Genomic DNA, 19,259 nt, shown 5'->3' with positions numbered 1-19,259 from the left:
TCCCATGAGTGACTCCACCAGCTCCCCCTCCCACGCCGACTGGCAGCGCCTCGCCGCCGGCCTCGCCCCGCAGACCCGCGCCTTCGTCGACGGCGAACAGCGCGACGCGCGCTCCGGTGCCACCTTCACCGACACCGACCCGGCCACCGGCAAGGCGCTCGCCGAGGTCGCCGCCTGCGACGCGGCCGACGTCGACGACGCCGTCCGCTCCGCGCGGACCGCCTTCGCCGACGGCCGCTGGTCCGGGCTCGCCCCCGAGGCGCGCAAGAAGCGCCTGCTGCGGCTGGCCGAGCTGATCGAGCGGCACGGCCACGAGCTCGCCCTGTACGACTCGCTCGACATGGGCAAGCCCGTCGCCGAGGCACTCGCCGTCGACGTCCCCGGCGCGGCGGGCTGCTTCGCCTGGCACGCCGAGGCCGTCGACAAGCTCTACGACGAGGTCGCCCCGGCCGCGCCCGGCAACCTGGCGCTGGTGCGCCGCGTGCCGCTGGGCGTCGTCGGCGCCGTCGTGCCGTGGAACTTCCCGCTCGACCTCGCCTCCTGGAAGCTCGCCCCGGCGCTGGCCGCCGGCAACAGCGTGGTGCTGAAGCCCGCCGAGCAGTCGCCGCAGTCCGCGCTGCTGCTCGCCCGGCTCGCCGTCGAGGCGGGCATCCCCGAGGGCGTGCTCAACGTCGTCCCCGGCCTCGGCGAGACCGCCGGGCGCGCGCTCGGCCTCCACCCCGACGTGGACGTGCTCGCCTTCACCGGCTCCACCGCGGTCGGGCGGATGTTCCTCTCCTACGCCGCGCAGTCCAACGGCAAGCAGGTCTGGCTGGAGGCGGGCGGCAAGAGCCCCAACCTGGTCTTCCCCGACGCCGACCTCGACGCCGCCGCCGAGCGCGCCGCCTTCGGCTTCTGCTTCAACGCGGGCCAGGTCTGCTCCGCCAACACCCGGCTGCTCGTCCACGCGGACATCGCCGAGGAGTTCACCGCCCGCGTCGCCGAGCACGCCGCCGCCTACGTCCCCGGCGACCCGCTCGACCCGGCCACCCGCCTCGGCCCCCTCGTCGACGAGGCACAGGCCCAGCGCCTGCTCGCCGCCGTCGACGCGGCCCGTGCCGCCGGCGGGCAGGTCGTCCACGGCGGCACCCGCCCCGACCGTCTCGGCGCTTACCTGCACCCGACGATCGTCACCGGCCTGCCCGAGACCGCGTCCCTTGCCCGCGAGGAGCTGTTCGGCCCGGTGCTGACGGTCCTGCCGTTCCGCGACGAGGCGGACGCCGTCCGGATCGCCAACGACTCGCCCTACGGGCTGGCCGCCTCCGTGTGGACCCGCGACCTGGGCCGCGCCCACCGCCTCGCCGAGGCGCTCCACGCCGGCACGGTCTCGGTCAACACCGTCGACGCGCTCAGCCCCGCCACCCCGTTCGGCGGCTTCAAGCAGTCCGGCTACGGGCGCGACCTCTCGCTGCACTCCTTCGACAAGTACACCGGCCTGAAGACGACCTGGGTCTCCTACGCCTGAGCGCCACCGAGCGCCACCCCCTCGTGAAAGGCACCACCATGAGCCGCACCCCCCTCACCCCCGACCAGCTGCGCGACGCGGACCGCGCCCGGATCATCCACCCCTACCTGCCCGGCTCCGTCACCGAGCGCGTGGTGATGACCGAGGGCTCCGGCTGCCGCCTGACCGACATCGACGGCCGCTCCTACCTCGACGCCACCGGTGGCCTCTGGCTCGCCCAGATCGGCCACGGCCGCGAGGAGGTGGCCCGCGCCGCCTACGAGCAGATGGCCAAGCTGGAGTACTTCACCAGCTTCTGGGAGTTCTCCAACGACCCGGCGATCGAGCTGGCCACCAAGCTCACCTCGATCGCGCCCGAGGGCCTGGGCCACGTCTACTTCACCTCCGGTGGTTCGGAGGGCAACGAGGCCGCCATCAAGATGGCCCGCTACTACCACCACCGCCGCGGCGACACGGACCGCACCTGGATCCTGGCCCGTGACAAGGCCTACCACGGCATCGGCTACGGCGGCGGCTCGGCGACCGGCTTCCCGGTCTACCACGAGGGCTTCGCCCCGATGATGCCGCACGTCTCCCACCTGACCCCGCCGTGGCCGTACCGCAGCGAGCTCTACAACGGCGAGGACCCGACGGACTTCCTCATCGCCGAACTGGAGCAGCGGATCGCCGAGATCGGCCCTGGCAACATCGCCGCCATGATCGGCGAGCCGATCATGGGCGTCGGCGGCATGCTCGTCCCGCCCGCCGACTACTGGCCGCGTGTGCGCGAGGTGCTGGACCGCCACGGCATCCTGCTCATCCTGGACGAGGTCGTCACCGCCTACGGCCGCGTCGGCAAGTGGTTCGCCGCCCAGTACTTCGACGTCCGCCCCGACATCATCGTCACTGCCAAGGGCATCACCTCCGGCTACATCCCGCTGGGCGCGCTGCTCGTCGGCGACCACGTCGCCGAGGCGCTGCTCGCCGACCACGGCTTCCCGATGGGCTACACCTACAACGGCCACCCCGTCGCCTGCGCCGTGGCGCTGGAGAACCTGGACATCATCGAGCGTGAGGGCCTGCTCGCCCGTGCCACCGAGATCGGCGGCTACCTGCACCGCGAGCTGGAGGCCCAACTGGGCGACCTGCCCGTGGTGGGGGAGATCCGCTCCGTCGGCATGATGCTCGCCGTCGAGCTCGTCGCCGACCGCGCCACCCGCGAGCCGCTGCCGATGCTCCAGCCGATGCTGCCGGACGTGATCCGCCGCGAGACCGGCGTCATCGTCCGCGACTGCGCGCACTCCCTCGTCCTCTCCCCGGCGCTGATCATGACGGAGGGGGAGGCGAAGGAGGCCGTCGCCGCCATGCGCCAGGTCCTGGAGCGCGTCCAGCCCAACGGCGAACTGCGCGGCTGACCCGAACGCCGCCGGGCCGTTCCACCACCCCCACATCCGCCGCCGGAACGGCCCGGCCCCTCCTCTCTCCTCCTCCACCTCCCCCACACCCCGAGGAGTTCGCGTGTCCTCCACCTCCGCACCGGACAGCCAGGTACCGGCCGACAGATCCGACGCCGACCCGGACTCCGTGCCGAACCTGCATCGCAGCCTCGGCCGGTTCGACATCATGGCCCTCGGCATCGCCGCCGTGATCTCCGCCGACGTGATCGGCCAGATCGCCACCGGCGGTGGCGAGGCCGTCACCTGGACCGCCCTGCTGGCCGTGCTCTTCCTCGTGCCCTACGCGCTGCTCTTCGCCGAGACCGGCGCCGCCTTCCCGCAGGAGGGCGGCCCCTACGTGTGGGTCAAGCTCGCCTACGGCCGCACCACCGCCGCCCTGACCACGCTCTTCTACTGGGTCACCAACCCCGTCTGGCTGGGCGGTTCGCTCGTCTTCGCCGCCGCCGCGGCCTGGGACGGCCACGTCACGCACCTGGGCAGCGGGACCGTCGCCGACTACGTCTTCAAGCTCACCTTCATCTGGGTCTCCATCCTCACCGCCGTGGTCTCCCTGCGGCGCGGCAAGTGGATCACCACCGTCGGGGCGATCGCCAAGGTCGGCGTGATGCTGACCGTCACCGGAGCCGCCCTCGTCTACGGCCTCCAGCACGGATTCAAGGGCCTCTCGGGGACCAGCTTCGCGCCCACCACGGGTGGTCTGCTCGCCCTGGCACCGATCCTGCTCTTCGCCTACGTCGGCTTCGAGGCGCCCAACGCCGCCGGCGAGGAGATGCGCAACCCCAAGCGCGACGTGCCGATCTCCATCGGCGTCTCCGGGGCGGTGGCCGCCTGCTGCTACCTGCTGCCCGTCTTCGCGATCCTCGCCGTCGTCCCCGCCAGGCAGATCACCGGCGTGGCCGGCTTCCTGGACGCCGCCGCCCTCGTCTTCGGCAGCTACGGCGCCGCCGGACACACGCTGCTGACCGCCGTCAGCGTGACCTTCGTGTTCGTCCTGATGACCCAGGGCAGCGCCTGGATGATCGTCAGCGACCGCATGCAGGCCATGGCCGCCGCGGACGGCGGCTTCTTCAGCCGCTCGCTGGGCGCCTTCCACCCGCGGCTGGGCACGCCCGTGCGGATGAACCTCGTCTCCGGCGTCACCGCGACCGTCTTCATGCTGGCCGCCACCCTGCTGGTCAACGGCACGGCCGCCGCCGACTTCAAGGTCGTCCTCACCGTCGCCGTCACCACTCTGCTCCTTTCCTACCTCACCGTCATCCCCGCACTGGGCGCCCTGCGCCGGAATCACCCGAACGTGTCACGCCCGTACCGGGTGCCGTTCGGCGCGTGGGGGTTCCGGATCAGCCTCGGCCTGGTCTATGTGTGGATCGTGCTGGGCTCCTGGATCGCGCTCTTCCCGGGCGTCCTGGAGAAGGTGCTCGGCGTGGGCTACGACTTCACCGGCACCTGGGGCGTCTCCCGGACCGTCTTCGAGGCGTTCACCCTCGGCACGGTGGTGGTCCTGCTCGCCGTCGGCATCGTCGGCCGCCTGGTGGCCGCCCGCCTGGACCGCCGCGGCGGGGTGGCCGACGCCGCCGACGATACCCATGCCGTCGAGGAGCTGCGCGCATGAGCGCCCCGCTCGCCCTGTCGCACCGTACGGAGCACGACCTGCTGGGCGACCGTGAGGTCCCGGCCGGGGCCTACTACGGAGTCCACACCCTGCGGGCGGTGGAGAACTTCCCGATCACCGGGATCCCGGTCAGCGCCCACACCGAGCTCGTCGTGGCCCTCGCCTGCGTCAAGCAGGCGGCGGCGCTGGCCAACCAGGAGCTCGGCCTGCTCGACCGGCGCCGCGCCGACGCGATCGTGCGCGCCTGCCAGGAGATCCGCGCCGGGCGGCTGCACGAGCAGTTCGTCGTCGACGTCATCCAGGGCGGAGCCGGCACCTCGACCAACATGAACGCCAACGAGGTGATCGCCAACCGGGCCCTGGAACTCCTGGGCCACCCGCGCGGTGCCTACGCCGAGCTCCACCCGCTGGAGCACGTCAACCTCAGCCAGAGCACCAACGACGCGTATCCGACGGCCGTCCGGGTCGCACTCCAGCTGTGTGCGCGCCCGCTGGCCACCGCGCTCACCGCGCTCGCGGACGCCTTCTCGGCGAAGGCCGCGGGGTTCGCGCCGGTGGTGAAGATGGGGCGCACCCAGCTCCAGGACGCGGTCCCCATGACGCTGGGCCAGGAGTTCGGCGCCTTCGCCGTCACCGTCCGCGAGGACGTCGAACGCCTCACCGAGGCCTGCCGGCTGCTGCTGGAGATCAACCTCGGCGGCACCGCCATCGGCACCGGCCTCAATGCCCCCGACGGTTACGCCGCGACCGCGTGCGCGCACCTGTGCGAGCTGACCGACCTGCCCGTCACCACGGCGGCGGACCTCGTCGAGGCCACCTGGGACGTGGGTGCGTTCGTCCAGCTCTCCGGGGTGCTCAAGCGGATCGCGGTGAAGCTGTCGAAGATCTGCAACGACCTGCGGCTGCTGTCGTCCGGTCCACGGACGGGTCTGGGAGAGATCAACCTCCCTGCCGTGCAGGCGGGGTCGAGCATCATGCCCGGCAAGGTGAACCCGGTGGTGCCTGAGGCGGTCAACCAGGTCGCCTTCCGTGTCGTCGGGCACGACGCCACGGTCACGATGGCGGCGGAGGCCGGGCAGTTGCAGCTCAACGCGTTCGAACCGGTCATCGCGCACAGCCTGCTGGACTCGTTGGCGGTGCTGACCAGCGCCTGCTGGACCCTGACCGAGCGCTGTGTCACCGGCATCACCGCCAACCCGGCGCACCTGCGCCACCAGGTCGACCACTCCATCGGCACGGTCACCGCCCTCAACCCCTTCATCGGCTACACCGCCGCCACCTCGGTGGCGGCGGACGCCCTGGCGACGGGCCGCACTGTCCGCGAGCTCGTCCTGGAGCGGGAACTCCTGACGGAGGAACAGCTCGACCTGCTGCTCAGCCCCGAGCGTCTTGCCTTCGCGCCGTCGGCCGTGCACGAGGGCTGACCACACCCGACGGCCCCGCCGCACCCCGGATGTTCTGACGGGGTGCGGCGGGGCCGTTGTCATGGCCTCGAGAGCCGGGGGTGAGAGCCTGGCAGGCATCGGGACTGTCCTCGTCGTGGCCGGGCATCCGGCCGAGTGGCCGACCGAGCGGCCGGGAGCCGAGCCCCGCTGAGCACGCGCGCAACGGCCGGCCCGGATGCGTTGCTTCGCATCCGGGCCGGCCGTCGGGGTTCGCCGTATCGGCGTCGTGCGTTACCGCTCCTGCGCGAGGTAGCCGCGCTGGACGGTGATGTGGTCGGCGACGTGGCGGGCGTCGTGCCAGACGCCCCAGATGAAGCTGGAGCCGCGGCGGGAGAGCCAGGGCAGGCCGAGGAAGTAGACGCCCGGCTCGGTGGAGACGCCGCGGCGCTGCCGGGGGCGGCCGCGCTCGTCGAAGGCGTCGACCTCCAGCCAGCTGTAGTCCGCGGCGAAGCCCGTCGCCCAGACGATCGACGTGACGCCCGCTTCGGCCAGGTCCAGCTCCAGGCGCGGGTCGGTGACGCAGGACGGCTCCGGGCCAAGGACGTGGGCCTCCGGCTCCTGCGGGAGATCCAGGCCGTTGCGCTCGACGTAGGCGTCGGCCGCGCGGAGCAGGTCGAGGTACTTCGCGTCGCCCGCTGCGATGTTCGCGCCGAGGTCCGGCGCGAACCGGAGCACGCCCGCGTCGTGGGAGGCGGTCATGCCGACCAGCTCGATGCCGGTGGCGGCCAGGTCGCGGAAGTCGACGGTGTGGCCGCCACGGGCGCCGCTGACGGCGATGGTGACGTGCTCCGCACCCTGGGGCGGTGTCTCCGCGTCCCACAGGCCGAGCACGCCGAGCCACCAGCAGAAGTCACGCCCCCGGTACTGGCGTGGCGGACGGTCGTGCGGGCCCACCGAGAGGAACACCCGACGTCCCGAGCGGCGCAGCTCGTCGGCGATCTGCACGCCCGAGGACCCGGCCCCGACCACGAGGACCGCGCCGTCCGGCAGTTGGCCCGGGTTGCGGTAGCCGCTGGAGTGGATCTGCACGGGGACGGCACCGTCGGGGACGACGGGCGGGATCACGGGCCGCTGGAACGGACCGGTCGCCGCGACGACGTAACGGGCGTCGATCGCGCCCTGCGAGGTCTCGACCCGGAACCCGGGGCGTCCCTCGTGCCGGCGCACCGAGGTCACCTCCACGCCGCAGCGGACCGGCGCGCCGATCTTCCCCGCGTAGGCGGCGAAGTAGTCCGCGACCCGTTCCTTCGGCGCGAAGGCGTCGGGGGCGACGTCGTCGAACTCCAGCCCGGGGAACCGGTCGTGCCACGCGGGGCCGTTCGCGACCAGGGAGTCCCACCGCTCCGAGCGCCACCGCTCGGCGATCCGGTGCCGCTCCAGCACGACGTGCGGGATACCGGCGGCGCCCAGGTGCTCGCTCATCGCCACGCCCGCCTGGCCCGCCCCGACGACGACCACGTCCGTCACTTCGGGCTGTTCACTGGGCATCTCAACCTCCGCTCGGGCGGTAGTCGTTGGGTGCTACCGCACACAACGATCCTCCGGCCGGACGGAAACCCTGTCCAATAGAGGTTTTCGTTATGGGTCATCTGATTGGCAGATGTGTCAGAGGCGCCCGCTAGCGTGCGAACGGTACTGGTCATCCGCATCGTCTCCGGGAGCACCACTGTGGACATCCTGCTCATCGCCGGCCTCTGGCTCGACGGCTCCGCCTGGGACGACGTGGTGCCCGAGCTCACCGCGCACGGCCACCGCCCTGTCGCGCTCACCCTCCCGGGCCAGGGCGACGGTGCCGCCGCCGCGACCCTGGACGACCAGCTCGCGACCGTCCTCGCCGCCGTCGACGCGGCGCCGGGGCGGGTCCTGGTGGTCGGGCACTCGGCCGCGTCCACGCTGGCCTGGCTCGCCGCCGACGCGCGGCCGGAGAAGGTCGCCAAGGCGGTCATGATCGGCGGCTTCCCCGCCGCCGACGGGCGGCCCTACGCCGACTTCTTCGCTCTGGAGGGTGGCGTCATGCCGTTCCCCGGCTGGGGTCCCTTCGAGGGCCCGGACTCCGTCGACCTCGATCAGCAGGCCCGTGACCGGATCGCCTCCACCGCCATCCCCGTTCCCGGGGCGGTCGCCAACGGCGTCGTCCACCTCACGGACGACCGGCGCTTCGACGTGCCCGTCCTGCTGGTCTGCCCCGAGTTCACCCCGGCCCAGGCCAAGGAGTGGATCGTCGCCGGAGAGGTCGCCGAGCTCGGCCGCGCGGCCCACCTCGACTATGTGGACATCGACTCGGGCCACTGGCCGATGTTCACCCGCCCCGAGGAGCTCGCCCGCATCCTGGCGGGCGCGGCAGCCGGCTGCTGACGCGCGACGACACCCTGCCACGCGGTGCGCGTGGCAGGGTGTCCAGGGTCGCCGTGGGAGGGGGCCACCGTGCCGGGGTGCCTGGATCAGCCCTTTCGGGCCGGCTGCCAGATGCCGGTGATCGGCTGGGCGTAGAGGTCGTTCTTGGTGAGGCTGGGCAGGTGCAGCGCGGCCTCGATGGTGCGCAGCACGCTGTAGTGCGTGTAGCGCAGGTCGCTGGTGGAGCCCGGGCGGACGCCCTGGGAGCCGAGGATCAGGGTCGGGATGCGCTCGAGCTGCTGCTGGCCGTCGGCCGCGTCCTCGTCCCAGGTCAGGACGATCAGCGAGCGCTGGCTCTTCCAGGCGGGGGAGTTGAGGATCGGCGTGAGGGTGTTCTTCAGCCAGATGTCGCCGGCCGCGACACCGCAGCCCTCCATGTCGTCGCAGTCGTCCGCGCTGAGCCAGGAGAAGGTGGGCGTGGTGCTGGTCTTCTGCAGGTCCGTGGTCAGCTGCGTCAGCGGCAGCAGGTGGGACTTGCAGTTCGCCGGGTTGTCCTTGACGTCCTTGAAGAAGTAGAACGGCAGGTCGTCGACGGTGTAGGCGCCGTGGGCCGTGGTGTCGCACGGGCCGGCCGCGTTCTCCATGTAACCGCGCCAGCTGCCACCGGCCTTGGTCACCAGGTCGCCGATGTGCGGCGCGTTCACGGTGCTCTGGAACGGGGTGTTGTTGTTGACGTCGAAGAGGCTGCCACCGGCCAGCGCCACGTAGTTCGGGTCGCTGGGGTGGGTCTCGGCGATCGCGTTCGTCAGGCTCGCGCCCTTGGGTACCAGGCTGTTGACGAACGGCGCCGCCTTGTTGCCGATGATGCCGTTGTAGTCCTGGTTCTCCATCATGACGACGAAGACGTGGTCGTAGCCGGGCACGTGGGCGACCGGCGGCTTGACCGGCTTCGGCGCCGGGACGGCCGCGGAGATGTGCAGCGACAGGTTGTCGACGTAGCCCTGGGCGTGGCCGAGGCGGTCGTGGGGCTGCGGGCCGGTGACCGTCATCACCGTGCGGATCGCGCGGGTCCCGCGCGGCAGCTTGCCGCGGGCCTGCTCGGGCAGCAGCTCGGTGGCGAAGCCGCGCATCTGCCGGGTCACCGGGCCGAGCGTGGCGTGGCCGAGCACCTTGCTGTGGGCGTCGAGGAAGTAGCTGGTGACGGATGAGTCGTCGCTGATCGCGCCGGATCCGCCGAGGTAGCCGGTCAGGTCGTAACCGACGTCCCCGCGGTCGATGCGGTGGGCCGCGGCCGAGACGCTGACGGTCTGGGTGCCGGTGCTGACGCCGCCGCCACCGCCGGAGAACACGTTGTGGCCGCGGTGCTGCGGGCCGGGCGTGGTGGCGGTCGGGTAGTCGGTGATGCCCTCGCCGCCCTGCGCGCCGTAGGCGACGGAGTTGAGCAGGCCGCTGACCTGCCAGCCGGGGACGGTGTTGGTGTCCACGCCGACCTCGGTGCCCGCGCCCGTCTCGGCGTCGCCGTTGACGATCAGGTTCGGGCCGGGGCCGACCTTCGGCGCGGGCGGCTCGGGCGTCGGCTTCGGGGTGGGCGCGGGGTTGACGGCCAGGGAGACCGGGCCGGACAGCACCGTGTAGCCGTTGTCGGCGAAGAGGTAGACCTGGTAGGTGCCGGCGGGCAGCGCGCTGGTGTCGAAGGTGACGCTGCCGCTCGCGGCGGGGGTGTACTGCCAGCTGGTGGAGCTCTGGACGCCGGGCTTCGCCCCTGGGGCGTAGAGGCCGACCCAGTTGGTGGAGCTGACGGCCGAGGCCGGCACCGCGTAGGCGAAGGAGACGGTGTCGCCCTTGTAGACCGGACCGGTGGTGGTCTCGGTCAGGGTGGGCGCCGACACCGAGGCGGCGGCGGGAGCGGGGAGCGCGACGGCCTGGTAGCCGCCGGCGGCGACCAGCGCGACCGAGAGGGCCGCGGCGGCGGCGAGGGTGCGACGCTTGCGAAGAACGGGGAGTTGTTCGGACATGTAGGCGAGCATCGATGCCTTTGGCAACGTTCCCGGTGGCCTTCCGGTGACGGGAATCCGTCGCCGTCCGGAACTCTTGCGCGGCTGGACCGGACCTGTGGTGACCGGCGAGTAGCGCGCACTTGTCCGAGGGCGAAGGAACGACGATCCGTCAGATCGCCTTGTCAAGGACCCATGTCGCACAACACGGCGCCGCCTGGCCGGTGATTTGTCCGGACAAGACTGTGCCCGGCGCGCGTGCGTGTCCGGGCCCCGCCGGGCCGGCCCGCACGGAGGCGGGCAGCCCTGGGGGCTCGGGAGTCAGGCCACTCGGCTGTGCGCAGCCAAGGTCACGACGCGTCCCCCGCCGGAAGGTCGAGCATGGAGGTCTCGACCTCGCCCACACCCCAGCCGTACGCGAGCTTGTGGACCTCCAGGACCAGGAAGGACTCCGTCGAGACCACCCCGTCCACCCGCTGCAGGCGGTTGGTGACCAGGTCGGTGAAGTGGGCCGTGTCCCGGCAGATGACCTCGGCCATGACGTCGAACTGGCCTGCCGTCAGGATCACGTACGAGGTCTCCGGCAGCTCGCGCAGTGCCCGGCAGACGTTCTGGGCCTCACCGGCGCGGACCCGGATGCCGATCATGGCGAGCCGGTCGAAGCCGATGTTGAGGGGGTTGGCGATGCCTACGATCTGCAGGATGCCGCTCTCCTCCAGCCGCTGCACGCGGTAACGGACCGAGGAGGGCGGGATGTTGAGCTCCTCCGCCATATGGCTGTAGGGGCGCCTGCCGTCCGCCTGGAGGATGGCGATGATGCGGCGGTCGAGTGCGTCCAGTTGGAGGGCGGGCGCGCGGCCGGGGCGTGCCGGGGTCGGGTCCGCGTCAGGGGTGGCCATCGTCGGTCTCCGGTTCGGTATCGATATCACCGCTTCGTGGTCAGGTCAGGAGTCGAATCCTAGGCCCAGGCGGTCGGGGGTCCGCAGCCACAGCGTGCGGTGGCCGGTGCGGTCCTCGTGCGCCAGGGCGCGGCGGGTGTCGGCGACGGCGAGCCGGCGGGCGGGTTCCGGGGGAGCGGCACCGGCGGGCGGCGCATCATCGTCAGCTCGGTCAAGCCACCGCCGACGACGGCCAGGTCGCAGACCACGTCGCCGGTCAGGGCGGGTCCGGGCGCGGGCCGCTCCGGCCGGTCGAGCCAGTAGGGCGCCTGCTTCATGTGGGGCTCTCCCGGTGCGAGCGGCGACGCGTGGCAGTCATGGTTGTGGGCCGACGCCGAATCGTCAACGTCTTCGTCAAAATGCTGCTCATTCACGAGCATTGACACGTGTCCATTGACGCTTCTATAACCGATCCCCAAAGAAGCTGTTTCTTTCGCTTCCCGCACGGCACACGGGAGTTCATTCCGGCTCGCTCCACTCGGCACACCGATCAGGAGGGTCCATGTCCCGCGCCCACGGCCGCACCATGACCTACTCGCCGGCCGCCAGACTCATGCAACGCCTCTTCTCGGCCCATCAGGAGTCCGCCTCCAGCGGCGTCCCCGTCGACCACGTCCTCGGCGCCATGGACGAGCGCGACGCGGTGCACCGCCGCTCCCGGGAGCTGGCGCGGGAGCGGGCCGCCGAGGCCGCCGAGACCGGGGACGCCGTGGCGTTCGGCGGCCCCAACCGCCGCGACCTGCTGCGCTACGGCGCAGCGACCGGCGCGGCCGTCCTCGGGGTCGGTGCGCTCAGCCGGATGACGCCGGCCCGCGCCGCGACCGCGCCGCGGATCGCGATCGTCGGCGGCGGCCTGGCCGGCATCCGCTGCGCGCACATGCTCTGGACCGGCAGCAGCTCCAAGGGTCCCGTCGCCTCGACCGTCTACGAGGCCGACACCACCCACGTCGGTGGCCGCTGCTGGTCCCTGCGCGGCTACTTCGACGGTGGCCTGGTGGGCGAGCACGGTGGCGCGTTCGTCAACAGCAACCAGAAGTCGACCCTCAACCTGGCCCGGGCGCTGGGCCTGTCGACGCAGATCGAGAACGGCGGCGACCTGCCGGTCGGCAACCAGATCTACTGGTTCGACGGCAAGCCCTACACCTACGACCAGGCGAACGCCGACTGGTCGGACATCGGGTACCCGGTCTTCAGTGCGGCGGGCAAGGCGGCCCCCTGGGTGCAGACCTACGACAGCTACACCGCGGCCGCACGGCAGATCGACCAGCAGACGGTCCCGCAGTGGCTGGATTCCACCGGGATCGGCCAGGCCACCCTGTTCGGCCGCCTGATGATGGCGAACTCGGTGTCGGAGTACGGGGGCGACCCCTCGCTCCAGTCGGCGCTCAACCTGGTCTACCTGCTCTACAAGAACTCGCAGAACCAGCTCCAGCCGATGACCGGGTACGACGAGAAGTACCACATCGTCGGCGGCAACGACCAACTGGTCAGCGGCATGGTCGCGCAGCTTCCGGCGGGCGCGGTCCAGCAGGGCTACCAGCTGGTCGCCCTGGCCCGGAACTCCGACGGCAGTTACACGCTGACGTTCCAGCAGCCCGGACACGGCAGCCCGACGACGGTGGTGGCGGACCACGTGGTGCTGGCGTTGCCGTTCACCGCGCTGCAGAGGGTGGACTTCTCGCAGGCCGGTCTCTCCGCGTTCAAGACCTCCGTCATCAACACCGGCGTGCTGGGCCAGAATGCGAAGATCCACGTCGAGCTCTCGCGGAAGACCTGGCCCGCGCTGGGCTACAGCGGCAGCGCCTACAGCGACTGGAACTCCTTCTGCGTCGCCTGGGACGACTCCGTCCCCAGCGGCACCGACGGCGCCCCCGCCGTCCTCCTCGGCTTCCCCGGCGGGAGCACCGCCCAGCACATGCTGACCGGCGCGGCCCACGGCCCGGCCCCGACCGCGGACGTGAACTGGTTCCTGCGCCAGATCGAGCCCATCTATCCGGGCACCACCGCGGCCTGGACCGGAAAGGCGTACGAGGACCACTGGTCCGTCGACCCCTGGCACTTCGGCGCGTACTCCTACAACAAGCCCGGCTACTACACCTCGATGTTCGGCTACGAGCACGTCCAGGAGGGCAACGTCCACTTCGCCGGTGAGCACACCAGCATCCAGAACCAGGCCTTCCTGGAGGGTGGCGTCACCTCCGGCGAGGAGGCGGCGACGGAGATCCTCGGTCAGATCTGAGACGCGGTGTCGGGGTCCAGTGCGCTGTCGGAGTCGGCGGCGCGCTGGGCCTTTCGGCGGTCGTGGAGGGTGGCGACGGCGAGCGCCCCGAAGAAGAGCAGGCAGATCGGCGCGGCGAGCACGGTCATGGTGAGGGGGTCGCCGGTGGGCGTCGCCACCGCCGAGAAGACGAAGATCAGCATGACGATCGCGCGCCACCACCGCCGCAGCCGTGCCGCGCTCAGCACACCGATGAGGTTGAGCGCGACGAGCAGGACCGGGAGCTCGAAGGAGATCCCGAAGACGAGCACCATCCGCAGGAAGAAGCTCAGGAACTCGTCGCCCGGCAGGGCCAGCGAGAAGGAGCCGGGGTTGAGGCCCGCGAGCACGGCCAGCGCCTTGGGGAAGACCCAGTAGGCGAGGTAGCCGCCGAGGCAGAACAGGGGCACGGCCGCGGCGGTGAACCCCAGACCGAAGCGCTTCTCGTGCTTGTAGAGCCCGGGAGCCACGAAGGCCCACACCTGGTAGCTCCAGACCGGGCTGGCCAGGACCAGGCCGACGGTCATGGAGATCTTGAAGCTCAGGGAGAGCGGCGCCAGGATGCCCTGGTTCACCAGCAGGCCGTTGGGGCACCCGGGGCCGGGCTGGCCGACGCCGTGGATGCCCTTGATCGAGCAGGCCGGATCGCTGAGCAGTTGGAGCACCTGGTCGTGGGCGAGCCAGCCGAGCACGGTGGTGACCAGCAGCGCGCCGACGCAGACCAGCAGGCGCGTGCGCAGCTCCCGCAGGTGCTCGGCGAGTTGCATGGTGCGTTGGTCGGCCGGCACTAGTTCGGCTTCGGCTCGGCGGGGGTGGCCTGGCCGGCCTGGAGCGGCTTCGGGTCGGTCGCGGTCACCGTCACGCCCGACTCGACCGGCGCCTCCGGCGTCTCCGGCGACTTCATCGCGCCCACCTCGGACTTGAGGATGCGCAGCGACTTGCCGAGCGCGCGGGCGGAGTCCGGCAGCCGCTTGGCTCCGAAGAGGAGCAGGACGACGACGGCGATGATGATGATCTCGAGAGCACGGTTCTCCAGCATCGGTGACCCTTTCCTGTGTGGTTTCTGTGTACCTGTCCCGGGCAAAGTATTGACCGAGCGCATGGTCAGTTATAGCTTTCGCGGCAACCGCGTGGGAAGTCCCGCGGTCGTGGAAGTGGAGGCAGCATGAACGAGCACATCGAGCCGGACCAGCCCGTGGAGGCAGTGGAGGCGGCAGCGCCGGCCGAGGTGCGGCAGGCCCGTCGGGTGGACCGACGCAGTTTCCTCGCCATCGCCGGTCTGACCACGGTGGGCGTCGTCTGGGCGGCCAACAGCGCCGGCTCCCAGGTGGCCCGGGCCGACACACCGACCGCCTGCGGCTCGCCCACCCCGACGCCCACCGGTACCGGCGGTACCGGAACGGGAACGGGAACCTTCGCGGTCCCGCTCGACAGCGTGACGCACACCCGCACCTGGATGGCCTGGCCCGACGACCCGACCATCTGGACGGGTGGCAGTGGTGGCCGCCGGGGCTCCTCGCCGTCGCTCCGGCAGATCCAGTCGAACATCGCGCTGGTCGCCAACACCATCGCCAAGTACGAGCCGGTCATCATGTGCGCCAACCCGGCCAGTGCCGCGGCGGCGCGGGCGGCGTGCACCAACCCCAACGTCACGGTGATCACCAGCATCCCGGTCAACGACTGCTGGATGCGCGACTCCGGCCCGGTCTTCCGCACCAACGGCGCCGGCGGCCTGGACGCGGTCGGCCTCAACTTCAACGGCTGGGGCGGGCGCCAGATCGCCACCAACGACTCCAAGGTGGCGGCGGCGGTCGCCAACTACGTCGGTGTGCCGTTCACGGCGGCCGGGTTCACCGGTGAGGGCGGCGCCATCGAGGCCGACGGCGCCGGCACGCTGATGGCGACCAAGAGCAGCCTGGTCAACACCAACCGCAATCCGAACATGACGCAGGCCCAGATCGAGGCGGCGATGTGCGCGGCGTACGGCGCCTCCAAGGTGATCTGGTTCCCCGGCATCGCCGGGCAGGACATCACCGACGACCACGTCGACGCGACCTCGCGGTTCGTGGGCGCGGGCACCGGGCTGGTGCAGACGCCGAACCCCGCCGACCCGTCCGACCAGTGGTCGAACGACGAGCAGCAGCAGTACACCATCCTGTCCGCGGCTACCAACGCCCAGGGCGCGCAGATGCAGGTCACCAAGCTCCAGTCGCCCGACTACAACTACATCCGCCAGACGAGCAGCAGCTTCGTCGACGCCTACGCCAACTACTACGTCTGCAACGGCGCTGTCATCTCCGCCCAGTACGGCGACAGCACCGCCGACGCCAACGCCAAGGCCGTGCTGACGAGCCTCTTCCCGGGCCGCGTCATCGAGCAGATCAACATCGACTACATCGGCCTCGGGGGCGGCGGCATTCACTGCGTCACCCAGCCGCAGCCGGCGCCGTAGTCGGACGCCGCACGGTTCACCCCTCGCACGCGACGCGGTGGCATCCATCGCGGGAACCTCTGGAGCTCCGCGTCGTGTGCGGACTATAATTTCAGTCAGCTCGGATGGAACCGAGGGGACAAACAAAGAGGGTGTCCGGCCGTGGCCGACCGAAGGACGACGCTGTTGGAGGCCGCCGCGCGGGTCATCGCCCGTCGTGGCGTGCGCGGCCTGCGGGTCGAGGAGCTGGCAGCGGAGGCAGGCGTGTCCACCGCGCTCATCTACTACCACTTCAAGCACCGCATGGGCATCGTGCGGGCCACGCTCGAGTTCATCAGCGAGCGGGCCGATCGCTACACCGCCGAACGCGATCCGGGCGCCCCGCCGCTCGACGCCCGCGGCGACCTCCTGGAGACCCTCCTGCTGGAGTTCCAGGACGTCCCCGAGGTCCGCGAGAACAGCACCGCCTGGGGCGAGTTGCGAGCCTGTGCCGTCTTCGAGCCGGAGCTGCGCGAGGAGGTCGCCAAGGCCACTCTGGTCTGGGTCCAGGACGTGGCCGAGCTGCTCGGCCGGGTCCGGCCCACGGTGGGGGCGGCGGCCCTGGCCATGGCGGCGGAACGGCTCACGGCCCTTGTCGAGGGCCTCAGCATCCGTTGGCACAGCGGCAGCCTGCCGCTCGCGCACGCCCGCGAACTGCTGGTCGGCGCGGTGGAGGTGGAGCTGGCCCGGTTGGCGGCAGTCGGAGCCGTGCCGGTTGTCTGTTGACGGTCGGGTCATGCCGAGGGCCTCGCCTCCCGGATGGGAGGCGAGGCCCTCGGCATGGTGCATCAGAGGAAGTAGAGGCGGCTGAGGGAGACCGTCTCGGCGGGGTGGGAGTGCAGGGGGTCTCCGTCGAGGGTGACCAGGCCGGTGGTCGCGTTGACGTCGACGGTGCCGAGGCGGTGGTTGCGGAGCATGTCGGCGGGGCCGATGCCGCGGGTGTGCTTGACCGCCACGCGGCGTCGGCGGGTGGGCAGTTGGTCGCCATTGGCCACAGCTGCCCCGGCGACGAAGGCGACGGAGAGGTCCGCGGCCGCCGCGCCGTGCGCACCGAAGAGCGGGCCCAGCACGAGGGGTTCGCAGCGGTCGGTGGAGGCGTTCGGATCGCCGGTCACGCCGTAGGCGGGGAAGCCCGACTTCAGCACCATTTGCGGCTTCGCGCCGAACAAGCTGGGCCACCAGAGCACGATGTCGGCGAGTTTGCCGATCTCGATGGAGCCGATCTCGTGGGCGAGGCCGTGGGCGAGGGCGGGGTTGATGGTGAGTTTGGCGATGTAGCGCAGGACGCGTTCGTTGTCGTCGCCGGACTCGTTGGTGCCGTGGGAGCCTTCGCCGTCGAGGGGGCCGAGTTCGTGTTTCATCTTGCCGGCCATGGCGAAGGTGCGGCGGACGGTTTCCCCGGCGCGGCCCATGCCCTGGGCGTCGGAGGAGGTGATGCCGATGACGCCGAGGTCGTGCAGGACGTCTTCGGCGCCCATGGTGCCGGCGCGGATGCGGTCGCGGGCCATGGCGGCGTCGCCGGGCAGGTCGACCTTGAGGTCGTGCGCGGAGACGATCATGCCGAAGTGCTCGCCGAGGGCGTCGCGGCCGAAGGGGAGGGTGGGGTTGGTGGAGGAGCCGATGACGTTGGGGACGCCGGCCATCTTCAGGACGTTGGGGACGTGTCCGCCGCCGCAGCCCTCGATGTGGAAGGCGTGGATGGTGCGGCCCTCCAGCACGGCGAGGGTGTCCTGCACGGACAGGCACTCGTTCAGTCCGTCGGTGTGCAGGGCGACCTGGACGTCGTGGTCCTCTGCGACGCGCAGTGCGGTGTCCAGGGCGCGGGTGTGGGCGCCCATGTCCTCGTGGACCTTGAACCCCGACGCGCCGCCCTCCGCGAGCGCCTCCACCAAGGGTCCGGCGTCGGAGGACGAACCACGCGCCAGGAAGCCGATGTTGACCGGCCACGCGTCGAACGCGTTGAACGCGTGCCGCAACGCCCAGGGGGAGTTGACGCCGACCCCCCAGACCGGCCCGATTTCCTGGCCGATGATGGTGGTGACGCCGGAGGCCAGCGACGCCTCCATGATGCGCGGGGAGAGCAGGTGGACGTGGGTGTCGATGGCACCCGCCGTCGCGATCAGACCCTCACCGGAGACGATGGTGGTGCCCGTGCCGACGACGACGTCGACGCCGTCGAGGGTGTCGGGGTTTCCGGCGCGGCCGACGGAGACGATGCGGCCCTCGCGGATGCCGATGGACGTCTTCCTGATGCCCTGGATCGCGTCGATGACGGTGACGTTGGAGATGACGACGTCGCAGGTGGCGCGGACGGTGGTGGCCTTGAGGTGCATGCCGTCGCGGGCGGTCTTGCCGAAGCCGGCGAGGAACTCGTCACCCGACGACTGGGAGTCGGACTCGACGCGGATGATGAGGCCGGAGTCGCCGAGGCGGATGCGGTCGCCTGCGCGGGGGCCGTGGACGGCCATGTAGTCGTGGGGGTCGATGGCGCCCCAGGGGGCGACGGGGCCGGGACGGCCGTGACAGCCCTGGGCGTCGAAAGCACTCCCGCTCATCGCGCCTCCTCCTCTTCGAAGTTCGTGAGATAGCCGCAGGCGTGGGCCTTCTCCAGTGCGGCCTCGCGGGCGCCGGGGGCGTCGAGCGGGCCGTCGACCAGTCCGGCGAAGCCGATGGCGACCCGCTCGCCGCCGATCGGCACGAGGCCGACCTCGACGACGGCGCCCGCGTCGAAGCGGACCGAGGACCCGGCCGGGACGGCGAGCCGCAGGCCGAACGCGGCCGCGCGGTCGAACGCCAGGCGCGGGTTGGTCTCGAAGAAGTGGAAGTGCGAGGTCACCGTGACCGGCACGGGCGCGGTGTTGCGCACCGGCAGGACCACGACCGGCTCCGCCGGCTCGTAACCGGCACCCGAACCCGGCAGCGCCGCCCCGGGGGCGTCCGCGCCCAGCGAGCCCTCGGCCCCGAAGGGCGAGTCGATGACGCACAGGCGCGTGCCGTCCTCGAACACCGCCTCGACCTGGAGCTGGGTGACGATGTCCGGCACCCCCGGCAGGACGTCCTTGGCGCGCAGGATCGTGCGGCCGGCCTCGATGGCCTCGGCCAGCCGTTTGCCGTCGCGGGCGGCCTCGCAGACGGTGTCCGCGATCAGCGCGGTCGCCTCCGGCACGTTCAGCCGCAGGCCGCGGGCGCGGCGAGAGCGGGCCAGCTCGGCGGCTGTGAACAGCAGCAACCGGTCCTGCTCGGTGGGTGTCAGTCGCATGGTGCCTCGT

The 19,259-nt window shown here is 71.5% G+C and carries 16 protein-coding genes; 8 read left to right on the top strand and 8 right to left on the bottom strand.

What is annotated here, in order from left to right; all coding sequences use genetic code 11:
* The first annotated feature begins 4 nt into the window (after positions 1–4).
* The 4 genes from ABH931_RS20130 to ABH931_RS20115 all read left to right on the top strand — a co-directional run bounded on the left by ABH931_RS20130 (position 5) and on the right by ABH931_RS20115 (position 5,976).
* A complete protein-coding gene (locus ABH931_RS20130) occupies positions 5–1,504 on the top strand; it encodes an aldehyde dehydrogenase (protein WP_370115126.1) in 1,500 nt (499 codons plus the stop codon).
* Between the two features lie 38 nt (positions 1,505–1,542).
* Positions 1,543–2,898 carry an aspartate aminotransferase family protein gene (locus tag ABH931_RS20125; RefSeq protein WP_370115125.1) on the top strand — a complete coding sequence of 452 codons (1,356 nt, stop codon included), beginning with the start codon at positions 1,543–1,545 and terminating at the stop codon, positions 2,896–2,898.
* 103 nt (positions 2,899–3,001) lie between these two features.
* Positions 3,002–4,552 carry an APC family permease gene (locus ABH931_RS20120; protein WP_370115123.1) on the top strand — a complete coding sequence of 517 codons (1,551 nt, stop codon included), beginning with the start codon at positions 3,002–3,004 and terminating at the stop codon, positions 4,550–4,552.
* On the top strand, positions 4,549–5,976 hold the full coding sequence (locus ABH931_RS20115) for an aspartate ammonia-lyase (RefSeq protein WP_370115121.1): 1,428 nt from the start codon (positions 4,549–4,551) through the stop codon (positions 5,974–5,976). The genes ABH931_RS20120 and ABH931_RS20115 overlap by 4 nt, the downstream gene beginning before the upstream one ends.
* A gap of 252 nt (positions 5,977–6,228) precedes the next feature.
* Here ABH931_RS20115 and ABH931_RS20110 read toward each other — a convergent pair whose 3' ends face one another.
* Entirely contained in the window at positions 6,229–7,485 is a 1,257-nt protein-coding gene (locus ABH931_RS20110; protein WP_370115119.1) for a flavin-containing monooxygenase, read from the bottom strand.
* 180 nt (positions 7,486–7,665) lie between these two features.
* Between ABH931_RS20110 and ABH931_RS20105 the strand changes: the two genes are divergently transcribed.
* On the top strand, positions 7,666–8,352 hold the full coding sequence (locus ABH931_RS20105; protein ID WP_370115195.1) for an alpha/beta fold hydrolase: 687 nt from the start codon (positions 7,666–7,668) through the stop codon (positions 8,350–8,352).
* An 86-nt stretch (positions 8,353–8,438) separates the two neighbouring features.
* Here the strand turns inward: ABH931_RS20105 and ABH931_RS20100 are convergent, their stop codons facing one another.
* The 3 genes from ABH931_RS20100 to ABH931_RS20090 form a co-directional block, all read right to left on the bottom strand.
* On the bottom strand, positions 8,439–10,346 hold the full coding sequence (locus tag ABH931_RS20100) for an alkaline phosphatase family protein (RefSeq protein WP_370115117.1): 1,908 nt from the start codon (positions 10,344–10,346) through the stop codon (positions 8,439–8,441).
* A 329-nt stretch (positions 10,347–10,675) separates the two neighbouring features.
* Positions 10,676–11,224 carry an Lrp/AsnC family transcriptional regulator gene (locus tag ABH931_RS20095; RefSeq protein WP_370115115.1) on the bottom strand — a complete coding sequence of 183 codons (549 nt, stop codon included), beginning with the start codon at positions 11,222–11,224 and terminating at the stop codon, positions 10,676–10,678.
* 59 nt (positions 11,225–11,283) lie between these two features.
* The gene (locus tag ABH931_RS20090; protein WP_370115113.1) at positions 11,284–11,541 is read right to left on the bottom strand and encodes a hypothetical protein; all 258 of its coding nucleotides are present in this window, start codon (positions 11,539–11,541) and stop codon (positions 11,284–11,286) included.
* 224 nt (positions 11,542–11,765) lie between these two features.
* Between ABH931_RS20090 and ABH931_RS20085 the strand changes: the two genes are divergently transcribed.
* Entirely contained in the window at positions 11,766–13,502 is a 1,737-nt protein-coding gene (locus ABH931_RS20085) for a flavin monoamine oxidase family protein (protein ID WP_370115111.1), read from the top strand.
* Here ABH931_RS20085 and tatC read toward each other — a convergent pair.
* Positions 13,493–14,287 (bottom strand): twin-arginine translocase subunit TatC, encoded by a 795-nt coding sequence (gene tatC, locus ABH931_RS20080; protein ID WP_370115110.1) that lies wholly within the window; start codon positions 14,285–14,287, stop codon positions 13,493–13,495. The two genes, ABH931_RS20085 and tatC, sit on opposite strands and share 10 nt — an antisense overlap.
* A 20-nt stretch (positions 14,288–14,307) precedes the next feature.
* Positions 14,308–14,559: a Sec-independent protein translocase subunit TatA gene (gene tatA, locus ABH931_RS20075; RefSeq protein WP_370115108.1), complete on the bottom strand. Its 252-nt coding sequence runs from the start codon at positions 14,557–14,559 to the stop codon at positions 14,308–14,310.
* Between the two features lie 126 nt (positions 14,560–14,685).
* Between tatA and ABH931_RS20070 the strand changes: the two genes are divergently transcribed.
* Complete coding sequence (locus ABH931_RS20070; protein ID WP_370115106.1) at positions 14,686–15,972, top strand: agmatine/peptidylarginine deiminase; 1,287 nt, start codon at positions 14,686–14,688, stop codon at positions 15,970–15,972.
* Between the two features lie 141 nt (positions 15,973–16,113).
* Positions 16,114–16,716 (top strand): TetR/AcrR family transcriptional regulator, encoded by a 603-nt coding sequence (locus ABH931_RS20065; protein WP_370115104.1) that lies wholly within the window; start codon positions 16,114–16,116, stop codon positions 16,714–16,716.
* Positions 16,717–16,778: 62 nt separating this feature from the next.
* Here the strand turns inward: ABH931_RS20065 and ABH931_RS20060 are convergent, their stop codons facing one another.
* Positions 16,779–18,545: an urease subunit alpha gene (locus tag ABH931_RS20060; protein ID WP_370115102.1), complete on the bottom strand. Its 1,767-nt coding sequence runs from the start codon at positions 18,543–18,545 to the stop codon at positions 16,779–16,781.
* Positions 18,542–19,249: an urease subunit gamma gene (gene ureA / locus ABH931_RS20055; RefSeq protein WP_370115101.1), complete on the bottom strand. Its 708-nt coding sequence runs from the start codon at positions 19,247–19,249 to the stop codon at positions 18,542–18,544. The genes ABH931_RS20060 and ureA overlap by 4 nt, the downstream gene beginning before the upstream one ends.
* Positions 19,250–19,259: the final 10 nt, after the last annotated feature.

The organism is Streptacidiphilus sp. MAP12-33, assembly GCF_041261265.1.
Lineage (GTDB): Bacteria > Actinomycetota > Actinomycetes > Streptomycetales > Streptomycetaceae > Streptacidiphilus.
Note: the sequence above shows the minus strand (reverse complement) of the source record. Positions and strands in the feature narration are given on the sequence as shown.

Coding starts and splice junctions, on each gene's coding strand:
- tatC (WP_370115110.1), bottom strand. CDS start 14,287: ATGCAACTCGCCGAGCACCTGCGGGAGCTGCGCACGCGCCTGCTGGTC.
- ABH931_RS20090 (WP_370115113.1), bottom strand. CDS start 11,541: ATGAAGCAGGCGCCCTACTGGCTCGACCGGCCGGAGCGGCCCGCGCCC.
- tatA (WP_370115108.1), bottom strand. CDS start 14,559: ATGCTGGAGAACCGTGCTCTCGAGATCATCATCATCGCCGTCGTCGTC.
- ABH931_RS20100 (WP_370115117.1), bottom strand. CDS start 10,346: ATGTCCGAACAACTCCCCGTTCTTCGCAAGCGTCGCACCCTCGCCGCC.
- ABH931_RS20095 (WP_370115115.1), bottom strand. CDS start 11,224: ATGGCCACCCCTGACGCGGACCCGACCCCGGCACGCCCCGGCCGCGCG.
- ABH931_RS20110 (WP_370115119.1), bottom strand. CDS start 7,485: ATGCCCAGTGAACAGCCCGAAGTGACGGACGTGGTCGTCGTCGGGGCG.
- ABH931_RS20060 (WP_370115102.1), bottom strand. CDS start 18,545: ATGAGCGGGAGTGCTTTCGACGCCCAGGGCTGTCACGGCCGTCCCGGC.
- ABH931_RS20115 (WP_370115121.1), top strand. CDS start 4,549: ATGAGCGCCCCGCTCGCCCTGTCGCACCGTACGGAGCACGACCTGCTG.
- ABH931_RS20125 (WP_370115125.1), top strand. CDS start 1,543: ATGAGCCGCACCCCCCTCACCCCCGACCAGCTGCGCGACGCGGACCGC.
- ABH931_RS20130 (WP_370115126.1), top strand. CDS start 5: ATGAGTGACTCCACCAGCTCCCCCTCCCACGCCGACTGGCAGCGCCTC.
- ABH931_RS20085 (WP_370115111.1), top strand. CDS start 11,766: ATGTCCCGCGCCCACGGCCGCACCATGACCTACTCGCCGGCCGCCAGA.
- ureA (WP_370115101.1), bottom strand. CDS start 19,249: ATGCGACTGACACCCACCGAGCAGGACCGGTTGCTGCTGTTCACAGCC.
- ABH931_RS20070 (WP_370115106.1), top strand. CDS start 14,686: ATGAACGAGCACATCGAGCCGGACCAGCCCGTGGAGGCAGTGGAGGCG.